The sequence below is a fragment of the Candidatus Methylomirabilota bacterium genome, from assembly GCA_036002485.1.
Lineage (GTDB): Bacteria > Methylomirabilota > Methylomirabilia > Rokubacteriales > CSP1-6 > AR37.
In genome coordinates this window covers 1-17,278 of the sequence record DASYTI010000238.1, presented here as the reverse complement: position 1 = coordinate 17,278, position 17,278 = coordinate 1, and the positions used below count along the sequence as shown (strand labels likewise).

Sequence of the window (17,278 nt, the reverse complement as noted above, 5' to 3'; positions counted from 1 at the left end):
GCCCCTGCACGGAAGCGCTCACGATGCCGGCAAGGGCCAGGGAGGCCTCGGCGAGTGGGTCCTCGCGACCTGTTCCGTCCTCGCCAGGCTCGCGAGTCCGCGGCGGCCCAGGAGGCGCCCGACCCGTCGTCGGATCGTGCCGAGCACCTGCGCCACCTCGGCGTCGCTCGGCGCATCCGCAGGGTGGAAAGCGAGCGGCCCGGGCGGGGACGGGGCGAAGATCCCGTCGAGAGCGAGCGTGTGCGCCGACGGCGAAGCGCGCCAATGCCCAGAAAACGATATTGCCCGGAACGCCTTCGAAGGCGCCGTGACAGGCTGAGAGCTCTCCCCGCCCTGCGGCTTTCGGCGCCCCTGCGCTAGAATGAGCACATGAGCGGCACCGTTTCGAAGCTCGCCCAGGCTTTCGGGAGCCGCATCCTGCTCATGGACGGCGCCATGGGCACCCAGATCCAGGCGCGCGACCTCAGCGCGGCCGATTTCGGCGGGCCGGCCCTGGAGGGGTGCAATGAGCACCTCAATCTCACGCGCCCCGACGTCATCCGGTCCATCCACGAGGCCTATCTCGACGCGGGCGCCGATCTCATCTCACCTAATTCCTTCGGCTGTGCCCCCTATGTGCTAGCCGAATATGGCCTGGCCGAGCGTTGTCACGAGATCACGCTGGCCGGGGCCCGCCTTGCCCGAGAGGCAGCCGACAGCCGCTCCACCTCAGCGCGTCCGCGCTTCGTCCTGGGCGCCATGGGCCCGGGCACGCGGACGATCACCGTCACGGGCGGCGTCACCTTCGATCAGGTTCTCGACGCCTACTACCGTCAGGCGCGCGCGCTGATCGAAGGCGGCGTGGACGCGCTCATGCTCGAGACCTGCCAGGACACGCTCAACGTCAAGGCCGCCGCCATCGGCATCAGGCGCGCCATGGTGGAAGCCGGGCAGCAGCTTCCCCTCATGGTCAGCGGCACCATCGAGCCCATGGGCACCATGCTGGCGGGGCAGGGAGTGGACGCGCTCTACGCCTCGCTCGAGCACCTCGATCTCTTCTCCATCGGCCTCAACTGCGCGACGGGGCCCGAGTTCATGACGGACCACCTGCGCTCGCTGGCCGAGATATCGACCTGCCTGGTGACGGTGTATCCCAATGCCGGACTCCCCGACGAGCGCGGCCATTACGAGGAGACGCCGGAGAGCCTGGCCCTCAAGATGCGGCGCTTCGTCGAGGAAGGCTGGGTCAATGCCATCGGCGGCTGCTGCGGGACGACCCCCGCTCATATCGCCGCCCTCTCCCGAATCATCGGGGATCGCGCGCCACGGCAGCCGGCCGCGTCACGAGCCGCGTCGGTCAGCGGCATCGAGGCGCTCTATCCCGCCGACGACAATCGCCCCGTCCTCGTGGGCGAGCGGACCAATGTCATCGGCTCGCGCAAGTTCAAGGACCTCATCGTGGAGGACAAGTTCGAGGAGGGGTCCGAGGTCGGACGGGGGCAGGTCAAGGGCGGGGCGCAAGTGCTGGACATCTGTCTCGCCAATCCGGATCGGGACGAGACCGCGGACATGGACCGTTTCATGGAGCAGATCACGCGCAAGGTCAAGGTCCCCCTCATGATCGACTCCACCGATGCCGTGGTCATCGAGCGGGCTCTCAGGGTCTGCCAGGGCAAGGCCATCGTCAACTCGATCAATCTCGAGGACGGCGAGGACCGCTTCGAGAAGGTCGTGCCGCTCCTGCGCACCTATGGCGGGGCCGTGGTGGTGGGGTGCATCGACGAGGACAAGCAGCAGGGCATGGCGGTGACGCGGGCCCGCAAGCTGGCCATCGCCGGGCGCTCCCATGCCCTGCTCACCGAGAAGTACGGGGTGCCCGCCCGCGACCTGATCTTCGATGCCCTCGTCTTCCCCGTGGGCACGGGCGATGTCAACTACATCGGCTCGGCCGTCGAGACCATCGAGGGCATTCGCGCCATCAAGGCCGGCTTCCCCGAGTGCAAGACCATCCTCGGCATCTCGAACGTCTCTTTCGGCCTGCCCCCCGCGGGGCGCGAGGTGCTGAACGCCGTCTTCCTTTACCACTGCACCAAGGCCGGGCTCGACTACGCCATCGTGAACACGGAGCGGCTCGAGCGGTACCCGTCCATTCCGGAAGAAGAGCGGCGGCTGGCCGAGGACTTGATCTACTGGCGCGGCGAAGACCCGGTGGCCGCCTTCGCCGCTCACTTCCGGGGCAGGAAGAAGGAGGCGAAGACGGGGGCCACGCTGCCCCTCGACGAGCGGCTCGCGCGCTACATCGTGGAGGGCTCGAAGGATGGCCTGCTCGATGACCTGGTCCTCAAGCTCAAAGAGGCCGGCGCCCTCGGGATCATCAATGGCCCCCTCATGAAGGGCATGGAAGAGGTCGGACGGCTCTTCAACGACAACCAGCTCATCGTGGCCGAGGTGCTTCAGTCCGCCGAGGCCATGAAGGCGGCCGTGGCCTACCTCGAGCCCTTCATGGAAAAGGACGAGAGCGCCACGCGGGCCACCCTCATCCTGGCCACCGTCAAGGGCGACGTCCACGATATCGGCAAGAACCTGGTCGAGATCGTGCTGAAGAACAACGGCTATCGCATCATCAATCTCGGCATCAAGGTGCCCCCCGAGGATCTGATCGCCGCCTATCACCAGCACAAGCCCGATGCCTTCGGCCTCTCGGGTCTCCTCGTCAAGTCAGCCCAGCAGATGGTCACCACCGCCCAGGACCTGCGGGCCGCGGGCATCGAGATCCCGCTCTTCGTGGGCGGCGCCGCCCTCACGCGCAAGTTCACGGCCACGAGGATCTCCGTAGAGTACGGCGGGCCCACCCTCTACGCCAAGGACGCCATGGATGGCCTCGACCTCGCCAATCGACTCTTCGGCGCCACCACCCGCGAGGGCCTCATCGAGCGCCTCCGCGCCGAGCAGGAGCGGCTGCGCGCGGGGGCCGAAGTGATGGAAGAGCCGCGGCCCGCCGCCGCGACACCCGCTCGCTCGGCCGTCTCGCGGGACGTTTCCGTCCCCAAGCCGCCCGACCTCGATCTCCACGTCCTCCGGCGGGTACCCCTGACGCACGTCTATCCCTATCTCAACCTCCAGATGCTCCTCGGCAAGCACCTGGGCGTGAAGGGCTCGGTCCAGCGCCTCCTCGCCGACGGGGATGCCAAGACCCTGGAGATCAACGGGACCATCGAGGAGCTGAAGCGGGAGGTCGTGGAGCAGGGGTGGCTGGAGGCCAATGCGCTCTACCGCTTCTTCGAGGCGCGCTCGGCGGGCGACGACCTCGTTCTGTATCGCGACGGGCGCGAGACCGCGCGCTTCTCCTTCCCGCGCCAGCGGGGCGGCGAGCGCCTCTGTCTCTCCGACTACGCGCGCGATACGGGCTGGCCCGAGCCGGACTATGTCGCGCTCTTCGCCGTCACGTGCGGAAAGGGCGTCCGCGAGCTCGCCGAGCGCTGGAAGGAGGAGGGCGAGTACCTCCGCTCGCATGCCCTCCAGGCCCTCGCCATCGAGCTGGCCGAAGCGCTGGCGGAGATGCTCCACACGCGGCTGCGGACCCAGTGGGGCTTTCCGGATCCGCCCGGCATGCCCATGGAGGACAGGCTCAAGGCGCACTACCGCGGCCTCCGGGTCTCTTTCGGCTATCCCGCCTGTCCGAATCTCGCGGATCAGCGCATCCTCTTCGACCTCCTCGAGCCATCGCAGATCGGCCTCGGGCTGACCGAAGGCTTCATGATGGACCCCGAGGCCTCGGTCTCCGCCCTCGTGTTCCACCACCCAGAGGCGAAGTACTTCAAGGCCGAGTAGCTTGCCTGTCTCGCCAAGGTTCCTGGGTCTGCTCGAGGCGGAGGGTCTCGACACCATGCGGGGGCTCGACGTGGGCTGCGGCACGGGGCGACTGACGTTCTGGCTCGCCGCACGGATGAGACACGTCGCGGGCCTCGATCGGGACCCCGCCGCCATCAAGGAAGCTCGTCGTCTGGCCGAGCAGGCCCAGCTCGCCAACGTCGATTTCATCGAAGGAGATGCCGAGCGCGAGGAATACGTTCGCTTCAGCCCCGATATGGTGACGGCGCATCTCTGCGCCTCCGACGCCATCATCGAGCGCGCGGCCCGAGCCCTTCGACCCGGCCAGTGCCTGGGGATGGTCGCCTTCCATGTCGACCAGTGGAGGGAGACGGGCAAGGTCTCCCGCTTCGCCTACGACGAGACGCGCATGGAGCGGAGCCTCCGCGCCCAGGGTTTCCTCCCCGAAGTCGTCGAGGTCGAGCGTGAGGTGAAGCGCTTTGCCTCGGTGGAGGAAGGGCTGGCCGCCGCCGTGGGTCTTGAAGACGCGTGGCGGGCCGACGGCCGGTGGTTCCGCTACCTCGCCTTCCTCGAGGGTGGCGGGCGCACGCTCACGCGCGCCCACCTCATCGTCAAGGCCCGCAAGTCGTGACCCTGACCTCGTCGATCCTGACGGACTCCGTCAAGTCCCGGGCGCTCGCGGAGGGTTTTGACCATGTGGCCATAGGCCCCGCGTCTCCTCCCGACCACGGCCCGGCCCTGGAGCGCTGGCTCGAGGCGGGGTACGCCGGGACCATGAGCTATCTCGGGCGACGCCTGAGCGAGCGACTCGATCCCGGCTCCGTGCTCCCCGGGGCGCGGTCCGTCGTCTGCGTCGCCCTCAACTATTTCCAGGGCGAGCCTGTGCCCGATCCGTCGTGGACGCCCGTGGCGCGCTATGCCTGGGGACGCGACTACCACGACGTGATGACGCCCCGCCTGCAGGCGCTCGGGCAATATCTTCTCGAGGCCGCGGGAGCCCGGAGCCGCGCCTACGTCGACACGGGGCCCGTGCTCGAGCGGGATCTGGCCGCGCGGGCGGGCCTGGGGTGGACGGGCAAGAACACCATGCTCTTGCACCCGGAGCTCGGCTCATGGTTCCTGATCGGCGTGCTCCTCACCACGGCGGAGCTCGCCTTCGACGAGCCGCTGCCGGACCGCTGCGGCTCCTGCCGGGCCTGCCTGGATGCCTGTCCGACGGGCGCCTTCGTCGCCCCCTATGTCCTCGACGCGAGGCGCTGCATCTCGTATCTGACCATCGAGCATCGCGGCGACCTCGAGCCGGCGCTCGAAGAGGCCCTCGGCCCCTGGCAATTCGGCTGCGACGTCTGCCAGGAGGTCTGTCCCTGGAACCGGAAGGCGCCCGTGACGGGAGAGGAAGCCTTTCTCCCCTCAGCCCCGTATCCGGGCGCCGAGCGGATCGCCGCCATGAGCGACGAGGATCTCCGCGCGCGCTTCAAGGGCACAGCCCTCCTGCGCCCTCGGCCGGCCGGGCTCCGCCGGAATGCTATGGCCTCCCGTACCAATTCGGCACGGGCTGCCCGCGCGTGAGCGAGGAGCAGACAAAAACCGCGAGACGCGCCGACCGGAAGAGCGGGCCGATCGGCCGGGCCCTCGAGGTTCTCCTCGCCTTCGGCAAGCTCGGACTGAGCTGCTTTGGCGGGCCGATCGCTCACATTGGCTATTTCCGCGAAGAGTTCGTCGTGCGGCGTCGCTGGCTCGACGAGCACGCCTTTGCCGATCTGGTCGGGCTCTGCCAGTTCCTGCCCGGTCCCGCGAGCAGCCAGGTCGGCTTTTCCGTTGGACTCATGCGGGCCGGCTATCTCGGTGGCCTCGCGGCCTGGACCGGATTTACCCTGCCCTCGGCGCTTGCCCTCGTCTTGTTCGCCTATGGCGCGAGCACGCTTCAAGGGCCCCTGGGAATCGGGCTGTTGCACGGCCTCAAGCTGGTTGCCGTGGCCATCGTCGCCCAGGCCGTCTGGGGCATGGCACGCACGCTGTGCCCCGACCGCGAGCGCGCTTCGATCGCGGTGGTGGCGACGCTGGTCATTCTGGTCAGCGCTTCCTCGGTTGCCCAGATCTCCGCCATTGTCCTGGGAGGCGTGGCCGGCCTGTGGCTCTGTCGTAGCGCGCGGCAAGCATCGACCGGCCATGTGTCGGTGCCGATCTCACGCGCGGTCGGGCTCGCGGCGCTCGCTGGTTTCTTTCTCCTGCTCATAGGGCTGCCTGTCTTCCGACATCTTGGTGCGTCCCAGGGCGTAGCATTGTTCGAGGCCTTCTACCGGTCAGGCGCGCTCGTATTCGGCGGCGGGCACGTGGTCTTGCCGTTGCTGCGCGAGGCCGTGGTTGTCCCGGGGTGGGTGAGCGACGACCTCTTCCTCGCCGGTTATGGGGCCGCCCAGGCCGTCCCCGGCCCGCTCTTCACCTTCGCGGCCTACCTGGGGGCCGTGGCAAGACCGTGGCCGAACGGGTTGGCGGGGGCCGCGCTCAGCCTGGTCGCCATCTTCCTTCCTGGCGTGCTCGTGCTCGTGGGCACCTTGCCCTTCTGGGACGCCTTCCGGCGGCGTACGGGCGCCCAAGCGATCATGCGGGGCGTCAACGCGGCGGTGGTCGGACTGCTCGGCGCCGCGCTCTACAATCCGGTCTGGACAAGCTCGGTCAAGACGCCGGCGGATTTCGGGCTTGCCCTCGTCGGGTTCGCTCTCCTCGCCGTCTGGCGGACCCCACCGCTGCTCGTGGTCCTCATCAGCGCGCTCGGGGGAGTGGCGCTTGCCCAGATCAAATCGTGACGTGAACGGAAAGCGCGCGAGCCTATCGCCCACCAAGGCTTCATCAAGCCGGAGTTTCTCGACCTCTGGTATCCTGCTCCCGACATCGATGCGCTGCTCCGCTACCTCGAGGGCTATGAGCCGCACGCCTACGGCGTCAAGTGGACACGCCGCACCCGCACGTAGCTGACTAGGAGATCGCGCATGAGAAGTGGCGCTGGCCCTTCGGTCCGGATCGTCTCGCTCGCGGTGGCGGCGTATGTGCTGGCGGCAGGGCCGGCCGCCGCCGCGTCCATCAAGGGCTCCGTCCTCCACGCGGGGCCGCCGCCAGAAAAAAAGACGGTCACGATCAATATCGACCAGTACGTGTGCGGCAAGAGCAGGGAGAGCGACGATCTCGTCCTCGGCCCCAACCGCGGCATTCGCTGGGCGGTGGTCTCGGTGCAGGCGCCCCCGCTGGGGATCCGGGGGGAGGCCTCGGCGGGGCCCGTGCAGGTGGACCAGCAGCAATGCGTCTATGTCCCGCGGGTGGTGATCGTGCCGGTGGGCGGGACGGTCGAGTTCCTCAACAGCGACAGGCTGCTCCACAACCTGCACAGCGTCAGCACCGAGAACGCCACCTTCAACCGGACGCAGCCCAAGGGACGGGCTGTCCCCATCGTCTTCAAGAAGCCCGAGATCGTCAGGATAGACTGCGATCTCCACACCTGGATGCGGGCCTGGGTGGTGGTGGCCGACCACCCGTTCTTTGCCGTCACCGGCGCCAATGGCGAGTTCGCTCTCAACAATGTGCCGCCCGGCAAGTACACCCTCAAGATCTGGCACGAGCTCCTGGGCACGGTCACGCGCGACGTCACCGTGGACGACAAGCCAGTCACCGACGTCACCGTCGAGATGGGAAAAAAATAGTCGCCGCCTAGCCTGGACCATTCGCGAAGGCATCGCCACCCTCACCCAGCCCTCTCCCTCTCCGAGGGAGAGGGATTCATTTTGATCCCTCGCCCCCGAAGGGGGAGAGGGCCGCAGTTCGAGCTGAAGGGCGAAGCCCTGAGGCGAGGGCTGAGTAGATAAGGGGGAGGCCAGGATGCCGTATGTGCAATCGTGAAATAGCTCGGGCTAGGGGGTGACCGCGATGGGCTTGGATGATTCCCAGGCCGCGGAGTGCGTGGGCTCCTCGACGGCCTTGAGCACGCCGCCCTCGTCGAGGGCGATGGTGAAGGTGACCTTGGGGAACGAGAAGACGGGGTGGAGATAGGCGCGGGAGATCTCCGCGCCATTGATGTAGAGGGCGATATAGCGCACGAAGTGCTCGCCGAGCGAGGGGTGATCCCCGCCCGCGCCCACCGTGATGGTGACATCGAACCACTCGCCCCGCTTGACGCGCTCTGGCGCCACGATCCTCGGCGTGTGCTTCGGATCGAAGGCGCTCCGCACTTCCTTGTACTCCGGGGTGAACTGCTCCTCCTGCCCGGCGTGGACAGAAAGGGGCGAGAGGACGGCGGCCACGGTGACCGCCATCAACGCCACAATCCATCGACTCCTCGCGCTCATAGGTCTCCTCCTCCCGGGCCAAATCTCACGCGTCACCCAGCATCTTGCGAATGGCCTCCAGCAGCTGCCGCGGGCTGTACGGCTTGGCCAGATATGCCGAGGCCCCTGCGTCCATGGCCTTCTTGGCGTCGCCGCTGAGGGCGAACGAGGTGACCACGATGATCGGGATCTTGGCGATCGCGGGCTCGGCCCGGATCCGCCGGGTCGCCTCCAGACCCGACAGCTTGGGCAGCTGGACGTCCATGATGATCAGGTCGGGCAGCTCGCGGCGGGCCGCCTCCACTCCCGCCTCGCCGTCATGGGCCTCCAGGAGATCATAGGGCTGGCGGGAGAGAAGGTCTCGGACGATCTTCCGGTTGAACTCGTTGTCCTCGACGAGCAGGATTCTCTTCTGGCTCATGCTCCCTCCGTGACCTCGGCGACGCGCAGGGGAATCGCGAAGTGGAAGGCCGAGCCGCGGCCGGGCTTGCTCTCGACCCAGATGCGCCCTCCGTGGAGCTCGACGAAGGTCTTGGTGATGCTCAGCCCCAGCCCCGTTCCCCCGAACTCCCGGCTGATGCTCGCGTCCACTTGGCGGAACTCGCCGAAGATGTGGTCGAGCTGGTCGGGGGCGATGCCGATGCCGGTGTCGCTCACCGAGTACACGACCTGGTCGCCCTCGTGCCGGGCCCGGATGGCCACCGTGCCCTCCTTGGTGAACTTCAGGGCATTGCCCACGAGGTTGGTCAGGCACTGGGTAATCCGCTTGCCGTCGCCATAGGCAAGCGGGATGTCGGGCTGGACTTCCGCGATGAACTCGAGCCCTTTCTCGGCAGCCAGGGAGCGCAGGGAGGTGCGCGTCGTTTCCACGACCTCGGCCACCGAGTAGTCGGTCAAGCTCAGCTCCATGCGCCCCGCCTCGATCTTGGACACATCCAGCACGTCGTTGATGAGGCGCAAGAGCTGGCGGCCGCAGGCTTGCACGTCCTCCAGGGGGCCCCGCACCTCCGCCGGCACCTCGCCATAGACGTCGTCGAGGATCATCTCGGTGAAGCCGAGAATGGCGTTCATGGGCGTGCGCAGCTCGTGGCTCATATTGGCCAGGAACTCCGACTTGGCCTGGCTCGCGCGCGCGAGCTGACGGTTGAGCGTCTCCAGCTGATGGGCGGCCTCGCGCTGGTCCTCGTAGAGCCGCCGCAGCTCGGCGCTCATGTCGTTCATGCGGGCGGCGAGGGCGCCGAACTCGTCTCGATTCGGGACGACGACCTTGGTGCCGAAGTCGCCCTTGGACAGACGTCCGAGGAAGCCCTGGGCCTCCCGCACGGGGATGATGAAGGACCATGACGTCACGAAGCCCAGGAGGAGGGCGAGGAGGATGGAGGCGACGATGAGGCCGCCCATGAGGTAGAAGGCTTGACGGTTCGCGAGCGCGGTGGCGGCGCGAAGCCGGCCCATGCTGCTCTCCTCCAGCCGGACCACCTGCTCGACGAGGCCTTCGACCTGCTGGAAGAGAGGATAGCCGGTGGTGAGCTGGAGCTGCATCGCCTCTTCGATCTTGCCGTCGCGAACCAGGTTCGCCACGTCGGCCACGGTGGCCATGACCTCGCCCTGGGCGGTCCGGATGCGCTGGATGATCTCGCGCTCGTCGGCGGGCGCGCCTTCCTCGATCTCCGCGAGCATGGCGTTCAGGCGATTGTTCTCGCGGAGGATGCTCGCGATGGTCGCCTCGTCCCTCAGGAGGAGGGCCATGGCGGTGAAGCTCATCTGCGTGGCCAGGGCGTGCTGGGCCTGCCGAGCCGAGCTCACGCGCTGGTGGGCGCGATGCATCGACTCGCTCTGTCGCGACATGCGCGTGATGATCTCGAGGCTCACGGCCCCCATGAGGGCGACCACGATGACGACGAGCAGAAAGCCGGCCAGGAGCTTGAAGTGGACGGAGAGACGCAGCCGGGCCACCGCGCGCACGAGAGATCCCAGGGGCGTGTGGGAAAGCAGGAACCCCGCGGAGCGCTCGCTGATGCCCGGGTCGGCCACCGGGGTCGATGGCGCTGACCCTACGGGAAGTCCGTCCTCGTGAGCGCCCATGAAGGCGGCCGAAAGGCCGTGAGCGGCATGCTAGCAACGGCCTTCCCGTGAGTCAAGAACGCCCCATGCCTTGACACGTGAGCGGACCGGGCTTAGCGTCCATGCAATGCCTCCAAAGATTCTGGTGGTGGACGATACTGTCCACAACGTGAAGATGCTCGTGGATCTCCTCGCGGCCAAGGGCTACTCGACTCTGACGGCGGCCTCCGGCCAGGAGGCCCTCGAGCGGGTGGAGGCGGAGCGGCCGGACCTGGTGCTTCTCGACGTCATGATGCCGGGCATGGACGGCTACGAAGTCTGCCGGCGCATCCGCGCCAACCCCGAGTACGGCATCCTGCCCGTGGTGATGGTGACGGCCCTGGACCCGACCCGCGAGCGCATCAAGGGGCTCGAGGCCGGCGCCGACGACTTCCTCACCAAGCCCGTCAACACGGGCGAGCTGGTGGCCCGCGTGCGCTCGCTCCTCAGAATCAAGGATCTCTACGATACCGTCCAGACGCAGGCGGGCGAGCTCGCCGACCTCAACGCCAACCTCGAGGAGCGCGTCCGGGCCCAGGTGGCGCAGCTCGAGCGGCTGGGGAGGCTCAAGCGCTTCTTCTCGCCCCAGCTCGCCGAGCTCATCGTGAGCGGCGGCGCCGAGGACCCGCTCAAGAGCCACCGGCGGGAGATCACCGTGGTGTTCGTGGACCTCCGAGGCTTCACCGCCTTCGCGGAGATCGCCGAGCCCGAAGAGGTCATGGACGTGCTGCACGAGTACCACGCCGAGATGGGGCGGCTCATCCTCGGGAGCGAAGGCACCCTCGAGCACTTCGCGGGCGATGGTCTCATGGTCTTTTTCAACGATCCGGTCGAGATGCGTGATGCCGAGGAGCGGGCCGTGCGCATGGCCCTCCGCATGCGAGGCAGGGTGGAGGCCCTCGTGCCCGAGTGGCGGCGGCGCGGCTATGACCTGCACTTCGGCATGGGCATCGCGCATGGACCGGCCACCCTCGGCGCCATCGGCTTCGAAGGGCGCTGGGACTACGGCGCCATCGGCTCGGTCTCGAATCTGGCCGCGCGCCTCTGCGCCGAGGCCAAGCCCGGCCAGATCCTGATCTCCTCCCGCGTGCTGTACAAGGTCGAAGGACTCATCACGTGCGAGCCGATGGGGGAGCTGACTCTCAAGGGATTCACCAAGCCCATCCCCGCCTTCAATGTCCTGGGACTCAAGACCGGGTAGGAAGCCGTGCTACACTTCAGGCGAGAAACGATCCTATGGCCATCTTGAAAGTGGCTCGTCTGGGTCATCCGGTGCTGCGCCAGCCGGCCCTGCCCGTCCCCGTCGAGGAGATCCGCTCTCCGGAGATCCAGCGGCTCATCGACGACATGGTCGAGACCATGCGCGAGTACAACGGCGCGGGCCTGGCCGCTCCCCAGGTGCACGTCCTCAAGCAGATCTGCGTGGCCGAGGTCAACGGCAATCCCCGGTATCCCGAGGCGCCGAACATCCCCCTCACCATCCTCATCAATCCGGTGGTGACGGCGCTCACCGCGGAAATGGAAGAGGGCTGGGAAGGGTGTCTGTCCGTCCCCGACATGCGCGGCATGGTCCCGCGCTACGCGGCGGTGCGCCTCGAGGCCTATGATCGCGAGGGCCAGCGCATCGAGGGCGAGCTCAAAGAGTTCTTCGCCCGTGTCGTCCAGCACGAGACGGATCACCTCCACGGGGTCGTCTATCTCGACCGGATGCGCGACTTGGCGACGCTGACCCACCTGGCCGAGTGGAACCGATACTGGCTGGGCCATACCGAGCAGGACGACTGACCGCCCATCCACATGCCGGCCAGGGTCGTGGCGGTCGTCAAGGACCTGTTCTTCGTCGCCCGGATTCGTGAGACGGCCCGCATGGCTGGCACTCCGCTGCTCTTCGCGAGAACCTCCGAGGAGCTGGCGGCCGCCCTCCGCGAGCCGGCCGGCCTCGTCATCGTCGATCTGACGAGCCGCGACCTCGACTACGATGCCGTGTTCCACACCCTCGACGTCGCGGTGCCGCCTCCGCCCGTGCTCGGCTTCACCACGCACGTCCTGGCCCGCGAGACCCAGCCCCTCCACCACCATTGCCGCCGGGTCGTCACGAAGGAGACCCTGACCCGGGAGCTGCCCGAGCTCCTGAAGACGGGAGTGGTGGCGTGACGGCCGAAGAGTTCGTCCGGGATCTCGACGGGCGCAACCAGGCCATCCTCAAGCGGCTGGCCCCCGACGCCACCCTCAAGCCCGAGGTCGAGGGTGACCTCACCGTTTTGAACCTTCTCAAAGTTGCCCTGAGGAACGAGATCGAGGCGACGGAGATCGCCGCGCGCTGGCAGGTGACCACCGACGACGTGGACGTCAAGATGGCCTTCGCCCGGCAGGCGGGAGATGAGGCCAAGCACTACCGCATGATCGCCGACCGCCTGCGCGAGCTGGGATTCGAGGCGGCCGGCTTCAACCCGCTCGCCAAGGGTTATGGCCCGCTCTTCCAGTATCTCGAGACGCTCAAGACCACCGTCGAGCGGGTGGCCGCCGGCCAGTTCACCCGCGAAGCCATCGCCGTGGTGAAAAATCGCCAGTTCATCGAGTTCTGCGACCGGGCAGGGGACAAGGTCACGGCCACCCTCTACCGCGATGTCATCGAGCCGGACGAGTACTTTCATCACCAGCTCGGCCGCTCGCTGCTCCTGCGCTTCGCCACCACCCCCGATGACCAGGAAGCGGCCCGCCGGGCCGCCGCGCGCACCATGTCGCTGGCCGAGGAAATCCAGCTGGCCGCCCTCAAGACCGCGGGCATCCATCACGCCCCCGGCTGCTGATGGGCGCCGACCCGTCGCTCCGAGAGCTCGCCGGGCTGGTCTCACGGCCCGATGGCCGCCTCGATCTCGCCCGGGCCGCGCTCACCATCGGCCGGTGGGAGTATCCGGCCCTCGACGTCAACGCGTACCTTGAACGACTGGACGGGCTCGCCCGTGGCGTGGACGGCGCGCGGCGCTCGACCGACCCGCTGGGGCGCCTTCATCGCCTGAGGGAATACCTCTTCGTCGAGCAGGGCTTCACGGGCAATCGCGAGGACTACTACGACCCTCGCAACAGCTTTCTCAACGACGTGCTCGATCGAAGACAGGGCATCCCCATCACGCTCTCGCTCGTGCTGATCGAGGTGGGCAAGCGCCTGGGCCTGGCCGTCGAGGGGATCGGGCTGCCGGGGCATTTCATCGCGGGGGCGCGGCTCGACGATTCACAGATCTTCCTCGATCCCTTCAATGGCGGCGCCCTCCTCACTCCCGAGAGCTGCGAGCAGCTGGTGGGGCGCGTCCTCGGGCGGAGGGTGACGCTGACCCAGGAGCACTACGCGCCCGTCTCCGGCCGACAGCTCCTGGCGCGCATGCTTGCCAACCTGAAGGCCATCTACTGGCAGCGCCAAGCCTGGGACAAGGTCGTGGGCGCCATCGACCGCCTCCTCGTTCTCGATCCGAAAGCCGCAGGGGAGTGGCGGGATCGCGGCATGGCCTGGAGCAACATGGGCGAGACCCAGCGGGGCCTCGCGGACCTGGAGCGCTATCTGACCGAGTTCCCGAATACCACGGACCACGAGGCCGTGAAAGGTCACCTCAGGAAAGCGCGACAGAAGCTCGCGCAGCTGAACTAGTCGTCTGAATCCGCATTTCGAGCCGAGACGCTGCCGACGAGCCGCAGGCGTGGCCCTTCGAGCTGAAGGGCGAAGCCCTGAGGCGAGTGCTGAGTTGATCAGCGGCGAGGTGAGGGCTGAAATGATTGGGGGCATGAACAAATGACCCGGGTGCGGGGCGGGCAGAACATCTTTGGCCATTCGGTCGGCATCCTCATGCTCGACACCCAGTTCCCCCGCATCCCCGGCGACATGGGCAATGCGGCAACGTTCGACTTCCCCGTGCTCTACCACCGGGTGCGGGGCGCCTCCCCGGACCGCGTGGTGCGCCACGGTCAGCGCGAGCTCCTGCCCGCCTTCATCGAGGGCGCCCGGGCCCTCGAGCGCGAGGGGGTGCGGGCGGTGACGACCAATTGCGGCTTCCTCGCCAAGTTCCAGGACGAGGTGGCGGCCGCCGTCTCGATTCCCGTCTTCACCTCGAGCCTCATGCTGGTGCCGCTCGTCCACCGCATGCTCGCGCCCGGCCGGACCGTGGGCATCATGACGGTGGACGCGTCATCGCTCCGTCCGGAGCACTTCACGGGGGCGGGGATCACCAAGAGCATCCCCACGGTGATCGCGGGAATGGAGACCGAGAAGGAGTTCACCCGCGTGCTCCTCGACGACCAGCTCGAGCTCGACGTGGAGCTGGCGCGCCAGGAGCACCTGACGGTGGCTCGCCGGATGCTCGCGGCTCATCCGGAGATCGGCGCCATCGTCCTCGAGTGCACCAACATGCCGCCCTATCGTGCAGATCTCCAGGCCGCGACGGGATTGCCGGTCTTCGACATCACCACGCTCGTGCGCATGGTCCACGACGCCGTCAGCCGGGGGCTGCCCCCACGACCCGCCTGACCCCACCACGATGATCAGGGGAGGACGCCCACTCTCAATGGAGGGATCCCATGGCCGAAATCAGCCGACGTGACGTCCTGAAAGGCATGGCCGCCCTCGGCGCGGCCGGCGCCGTGGCCCCCCTTGCCTCGCCGGCTCGGGCCCAGACCACCCAGAAGCGTGAGCTCGTGGTCGCCCAGGGCGGCGATATCGCCGCCTTCGATCCGCACATGAGCACCTCGGCGAACGACATCCGCGTGTCGTTCAACGTGTTCGACAACCTGATCTCCCGGCATCCCGACCAGAAGCTCTATCCGGGGCTCGCGACCGAGTGGAAGCTCACGGCGCCCACGACGTGGACCTTCAAGCTGCGCCAGGGCGTGAAGTGGCACAACGGCGATCCGTTCTCGTCGGCCGACGCGAAGTTCAGCCTCGAGCGGACGCTCGACCCCGCCGCGAAGGTCCGCGTCAGCACGGTGTTCACGTCCATCGACCGGATCGAAGCGCCGGACGCGGGCACGCTCGTCATCCACACGAAGAAGCCGGACCCGCTGCTGCCGGCGCGGCTCGCGTTCTACGGCGGCCAGATCGTGCCCAAGAAATACCTCGAGGCGGTGAAGGCCGACGCGTTCAACCTGAAGCCGGTGGGCACGGGCCCGGTCCGGTTCGTGTCGTGGACGAAGGACGACAAGGCCGTGCTCGAGGCCAACCCGGACTACTGGGGTGGCAAGTCCGACTTCGACCGGATGATCTTCCGCGCGATTCCCGAGACGGCGCCGCGGATCGCCTCCCTGCTGAAGGGCGAGGTGGACGTCATCACGCAGCTGCCGCCCGACCACGGCGAGCGCGTGAGCGGCAACGCCTCCACGCGCGTGGTGGGCGCGCTCTACGCGGGCCTCTACGTGCTGGCCGTGAACTCGAAGGTGAAGCCACTCGACAACCCCCTCGTGAAGCAGGGGCTGTCGCTCGCGATCGACCGCGACGCGGTCGTGAAGGAGCTCTGGCGCCGGCGGGGGATCGTGCCGAGCGGGCCGATCGCCAAGGGCGACAACCACTTCGACACGTCGCTGCCGGCGCTCAAGTACGACCCCAAGGAGGCGCGCGAGCGGTTGAAGAAGGCCGGCTATCGGAACGAAGAGATCGTCGTCGAGACGACGGTCGGCTACATGGCGAACGACAAACCGATGGCCGAAGCCATCGTCGGGATGTGGCGCGACGTCGGTGTCAACGCGAAGGTCGAGGTCTTCGAATACTCGGTGCGCGCGCAAAAGAACCGCGACAAGACGTTCAAAGGACTGTGGTGGTCGGATCCGACCTCGACGCTCGGCGACCCGGACGGCATGATGTGGCGCCTCCTCGGCCCCGGCGGCCCCCAGGACTACTGGCGCCACGCTGAGTTCGACGAGCTGGGCAGCGCCGCGCGGTTCTCGGTCGACGAGAAGTTCCGCGGCGAGGCGTACAAGAAGATGACGCGGATCTTTCTCGAACACTTGCCGTGGATCCCCGTCGTCCAGCCGTACGAGGACTACGGCCTGCAGAAGCACGTCGAGTGGACGCCGAATCCGAACCAGCAGTTCGAGATCCGCAAGTTCAACTTCAAATTCCGACGAAGCTAAACTCGGAGGGGGGCTTCGCCCCCCTTCCGACGGCCGGCACGGGCCTGACGGCCCGTGCTCGGCCTGCCTCCCCCCAGGAGGATTGCGCCGGCGGAGCCGGCGCTCGGACTGGCGGGCAGCCAGCGCCAGCGCTTCCCTGATGCGCGGCTTCCTCTCGTTTCTTGGCACCCGCTTGGCGCGGGCGTTTGTCGCCTTGTGGCTCGTGTCCACCGTGGTGTTCGTCGTCATGCGGCTGTCCGGGGATCCGGTGCCGCTCCTCCTGCCTCCCGACGCGCCGCGGAGCGAGATCTTCCGCGTACGCACGGAGCTCGGCCTCGACAGGCCGCTGATCGTGCAGTACGGCATCTTCCTCGTGAACGTCGCGCGCGGTGACTTCGGCCGCTCGATCCACTTCCGCCAGCCGGCGATGACGGTGGTCGCGGGCTATCTGCCGGCGAGCCTGGAGCTCGCGCTCACGGCCTTCGTCCTCGCGGCCATCATCGCGGTCCCGGTGGGGCTCGTCTCCGCGATCCGGCGCAACACGCTCGTCGACCACGTCGCGATGGGCGTCGCGCTCGTCGGCCAGTCGGCGCCGACGTTCTTCCTCGGCATCCTCCTCATCCTCGTGCTGTCGCTGCAGGCCGGGCTCTTCCCGACCTCGGGGCGCGGGGACTGGCGCCACCTCGTGCTGCCGGGGATCACGCTCGGCGCCTTCGCGATGGCGTCGATCGCGCGGCTGACCCGCTCGGCCGTGCTCGAGGTGCTGCGCGCGGACTTCGTGCGCACCGCGCGCGCGAAGGGCGTGTCCGAGACGCTGGTGGTCGGCAAGCACACGCTGCGCAACGCCGCACTGCCGATCATCACGATCACCGGGCTCCAGCTCGGCCAGCTCCTCGCCGGCGCGGTCGTGACGGAAACCGTCTTCGCGTGGCCGGGCATCGGGCGGCTTGCCATCCAGT

16 protein-coding genes are annotated in these 17,278 nt (G+C 67.9%); 13 read left to right on the top strand and 3 right to left on the bottom strand.

Annotated features, from left to right (window positions below; translation table 11 throughout):
* The first annotated feature begins 369 nt into the window (after positions 1–369).
* The 5 genes from metH (at position 370) to VGT00_20635 (ending at position 7,505) form a co-directional block, all read left to right on the top strand.
* On the top strand, positions 370–3,810 hold the full coding sequence (gene metH, locus VGT00_20655) for a methionine synthase (protein ID HEV8533842.1): 3,441 nt from the start codon (positions 370–372) through the stop codon (positions 3,808–3,810).
* Between the two features lies 1 nt (position 3,811).
* A complete protein-coding gene (locus tag VGT00_20650) occupies positions 3,812–4,441 on the top strand; it encodes a class I SAM-dependent methyltransferase (protein ID HEV8533841.1) in 630 nt (209 codons plus the stop codon).
* Positions 4,438–5,379 (top strand): tRNA epoxyqueuosine(34) reductase QueG, encoded by a 942-nt coding sequence (queG, locus tag VGT00_20645; protein ID HEV8533840.1) that lies wholly within the window; start codon positions 4,438–4,440, stop codon positions 5,377–5,379. The genes VGT00_20650 and queG overlap by 4 nt, the downstream gene beginning before the upstream one ends.
* A 50-nt stretch (positions 5,380–5,429) precedes the next feature.
* Positions 5,430–6,617: a chromate efflux transporter gene (gene chrA / locus VGT00_20640; protein HEV8533839.1), complete on the top strand. Its 1,188-nt coding sequence runs from the start codon at positions 5,430–5,432 to the stop codon at positions 6,615–6,617.
* Positions 6,618–6,800: 183 nt separating this feature from the next.
* Positions 6,801–7,505, top strand: a complete 705-nt coding sequence (locus tag VGT00_20635; GenBank protein HEV8533838.1) for a carboxypeptidase regulatory-like domain-containing protein — start codon at positions 6,801–6,803, stop codon at positions 7,503–7,505.
* Between the two features lie 207 nt (positions 7,506–7,712).
* Here the strand turns inward: VGT00_20635 and VGT00_20630 are convergent, their stop codons facing one another.
* The 3 genes from VGT00_20630 to VGT00_20620 are packed head-to-tail and all read right to left on the bottom strand — an operon-like array spanning position 7,713 to position 10,160.
* Positions 7,713–8,114: a desulfoferrodoxin family protein gene (locus VGT00_20630; GenBank protein HEV8533837.1), complete on the bottom strand. Its 402-nt coding sequence runs from the start codon at positions 8,112–8,114 to the stop codon at positions 7,713–7,715.
* A 58-nt stretch (positions 8,115–8,172) separates the two neighbouring features.
* Positions 8,173–8,547 carry a response regulator gene (locus tag VGT00_20625; protein ID HEV8533836.1) on the bottom strand — a complete coding sequence of 125 codons (375 nt, stop codon included), beginning with the start codon at positions 8,545–8,547 and terminating at the stop codon, positions 8,173–8,175.
* Positions 8,544–10,160, bottom strand: a complete 1,617-nt coding sequence (locus tag VGT00_20620) for an ATP-binding protein (protein HEV8533835.1) — start codon at positions 10,158–10,160, stop codon at positions 8,544–8,546. The genes VGT00_20625 and VGT00_20620 overlap by 4 nt, the downstream gene beginning before the upstream one ends.
* Positions 10,161–10,338: 178 nt before the next feature.
* On the opposite strand from VGT00_20620, the gene VGT00_20615 reads away from it, so the two are divergent.
* The 8 genes from VGT00_20615 to VGT00_20580 all read left to right on the top strand — a co-directional run.
* Positions 10,339–11,430: a response regulator gene (locus VGT00_20615; GenBank protein HEV8533834.1), complete on the top strand. Its 1,092-nt coding sequence runs from the start codon at positions 10,339–10,341 to the stop codon at positions 11,428–11,430.
* A 35-nt stretch (positions 11,431–11,465) separates the two neighbouring features.
* Complete coding sequence (gene def / locus VGT00_20610) at positions 11,466–12,014, top strand: peptide deformylase (GenBank protein HEV8533833.1); 549 nt, start codon at positions 11,466–11,468, stop codon at positions 12,012–12,014.
* 12 nt (positions 12,015–12,026) lie between these two features.
* On the top strand, positions 12,027–12,383 hold the full coding sequence (locus VGT00_20605; protein HEV8533832.1) for a hypothetical protein: 357 nt from the start codon (positions 12,027–12,029) through the stop codon (positions 12,381–12,383).
* Positions 12,380–13,039: a ferritin-like domain-containing protein gene (locus tag VGT00_20600; protein HEV8533831.1), complete on the top strand. Its 660-nt coding sequence runs from the start codon at positions 12,380–12,382 to the stop codon at positions 13,037–13,039. The genes VGT00_20605 and VGT00_20600 overlap by 4 nt, the downstream gene beginning before the upstream one ends.
* Positions 13,039–13,872 carry a tetratricopeptide repeat protein gene (locus tag VGT00_20595; protein HEV8533830.1) on the top strand — a complete coding sequence of 278 codons (834 nt, stop codon included), beginning with the start codon at positions 13,039–13,041 and terminating at the stop codon, positions 13,870–13,872. The genes VGT00_20600 and VGT00_20595 overlap by 1 nt, the downstream gene beginning before the upstream one ends.
* 141 nt (positions 13,873–14,013) lie before the next feature.
* Positions 14,014–14,745: an aspartate/glutamate racemase family protein gene (locus VGT00_20590; protein ID HEV8533829.1), complete on the top strand. Its 732-nt coding sequence runs from the start codon at positions 14,014–14,016 to the stop codon at positions 14,743–14,745.
* Positions 14,746–14,795: 50 nt separating this feature from the next.
* Entirely contained in the window at positions 14,796–16,340 is a 1,545-nt protein-coding gene (locus VGT00_20585) for an ABC transporter substrate-binding protein (GenBank protein ID HEV8533828.1), read from the top strand.
* Between the two features lie 139 nt (positions 16,341–16,479).
* Positions 16,480–17,278, top strand: a 799-nt coding sequence (locus VGT00_20580; protein ID HEV8533827.1) for an ABC transporter permease, incomplete at its 3' end; no start/stop codon positions are given.

What these genes read in the sequence shown, in the direction of transcription:
- VGT00_20585 (HEV8533828.1), top strand. Translation starts at nt 14,796, where the DNA reads ATGGCCGAAATCAGCCGACGTGACGTCCTGAAAGGCATGGCCGCCCTC.
- def (HEV8533833.1), top strand. Translation starts at nt 11,466, where the DNA reads ATGGCCATCTTGAAAGTGGCTCGTCTGGGTCATCCGGTGCTGCGCCAG.
- VGT00_20635 (HEV8533838.1), top strand. Translation starts at nt 6,801, where the DNA reads ATGAGAAGTGGCGCTGGCCCTTCGGTCCGGATCGTCTCGCTCGCGGTG.
- metH (HEV8533842.1), top strand. Translation starts at nt 370, where the DNA reads ATGAGCGGCACCGTTTCGAAGCTCGCCCAGGCTTTCGGGAGCCGCATC.
- VGT00_20625 (HEV8533836.1), bottom strand. Translation starts at nt 8,547, where the DNA reads ATGAGCCAGAAGAGAATCCTGCTCGTCGAGGACAACGAGTTCAACCGG.
- VGT00_20595 (HEV8533830.1), top strand. Translation starts at nt 13,039, where the DNA reads ATGGGCGCCGACCCGTCGCTCCGAGAGCTCGCCGGGCTGGTCTCACGG.
- VGT00_20605 (HEV8533832.1), top strand. Translation starts at nt 12,027, where the DNA reads ATGCCGGCCAGGGTCGTGGCGGTCGTCAAGGACCTGTTCTTCGTCGCC.
- VGT00_20630 (HEV8533837.1), bottom strand. Translation starts at nt 8,114, where the DNA reads ATGGCGGTCACCGTGGCCGCCGTCCTCTCGCCCCTTTCTGTCCACGCC.
- VGT00_20590 (HEV8533829.1), top strand. Translation starts at nt 14,014, where the DNA reads ATGACCCGGGTGCGGGGCGGGCAGAACATCTTTGGCCATTCGGTCGGC.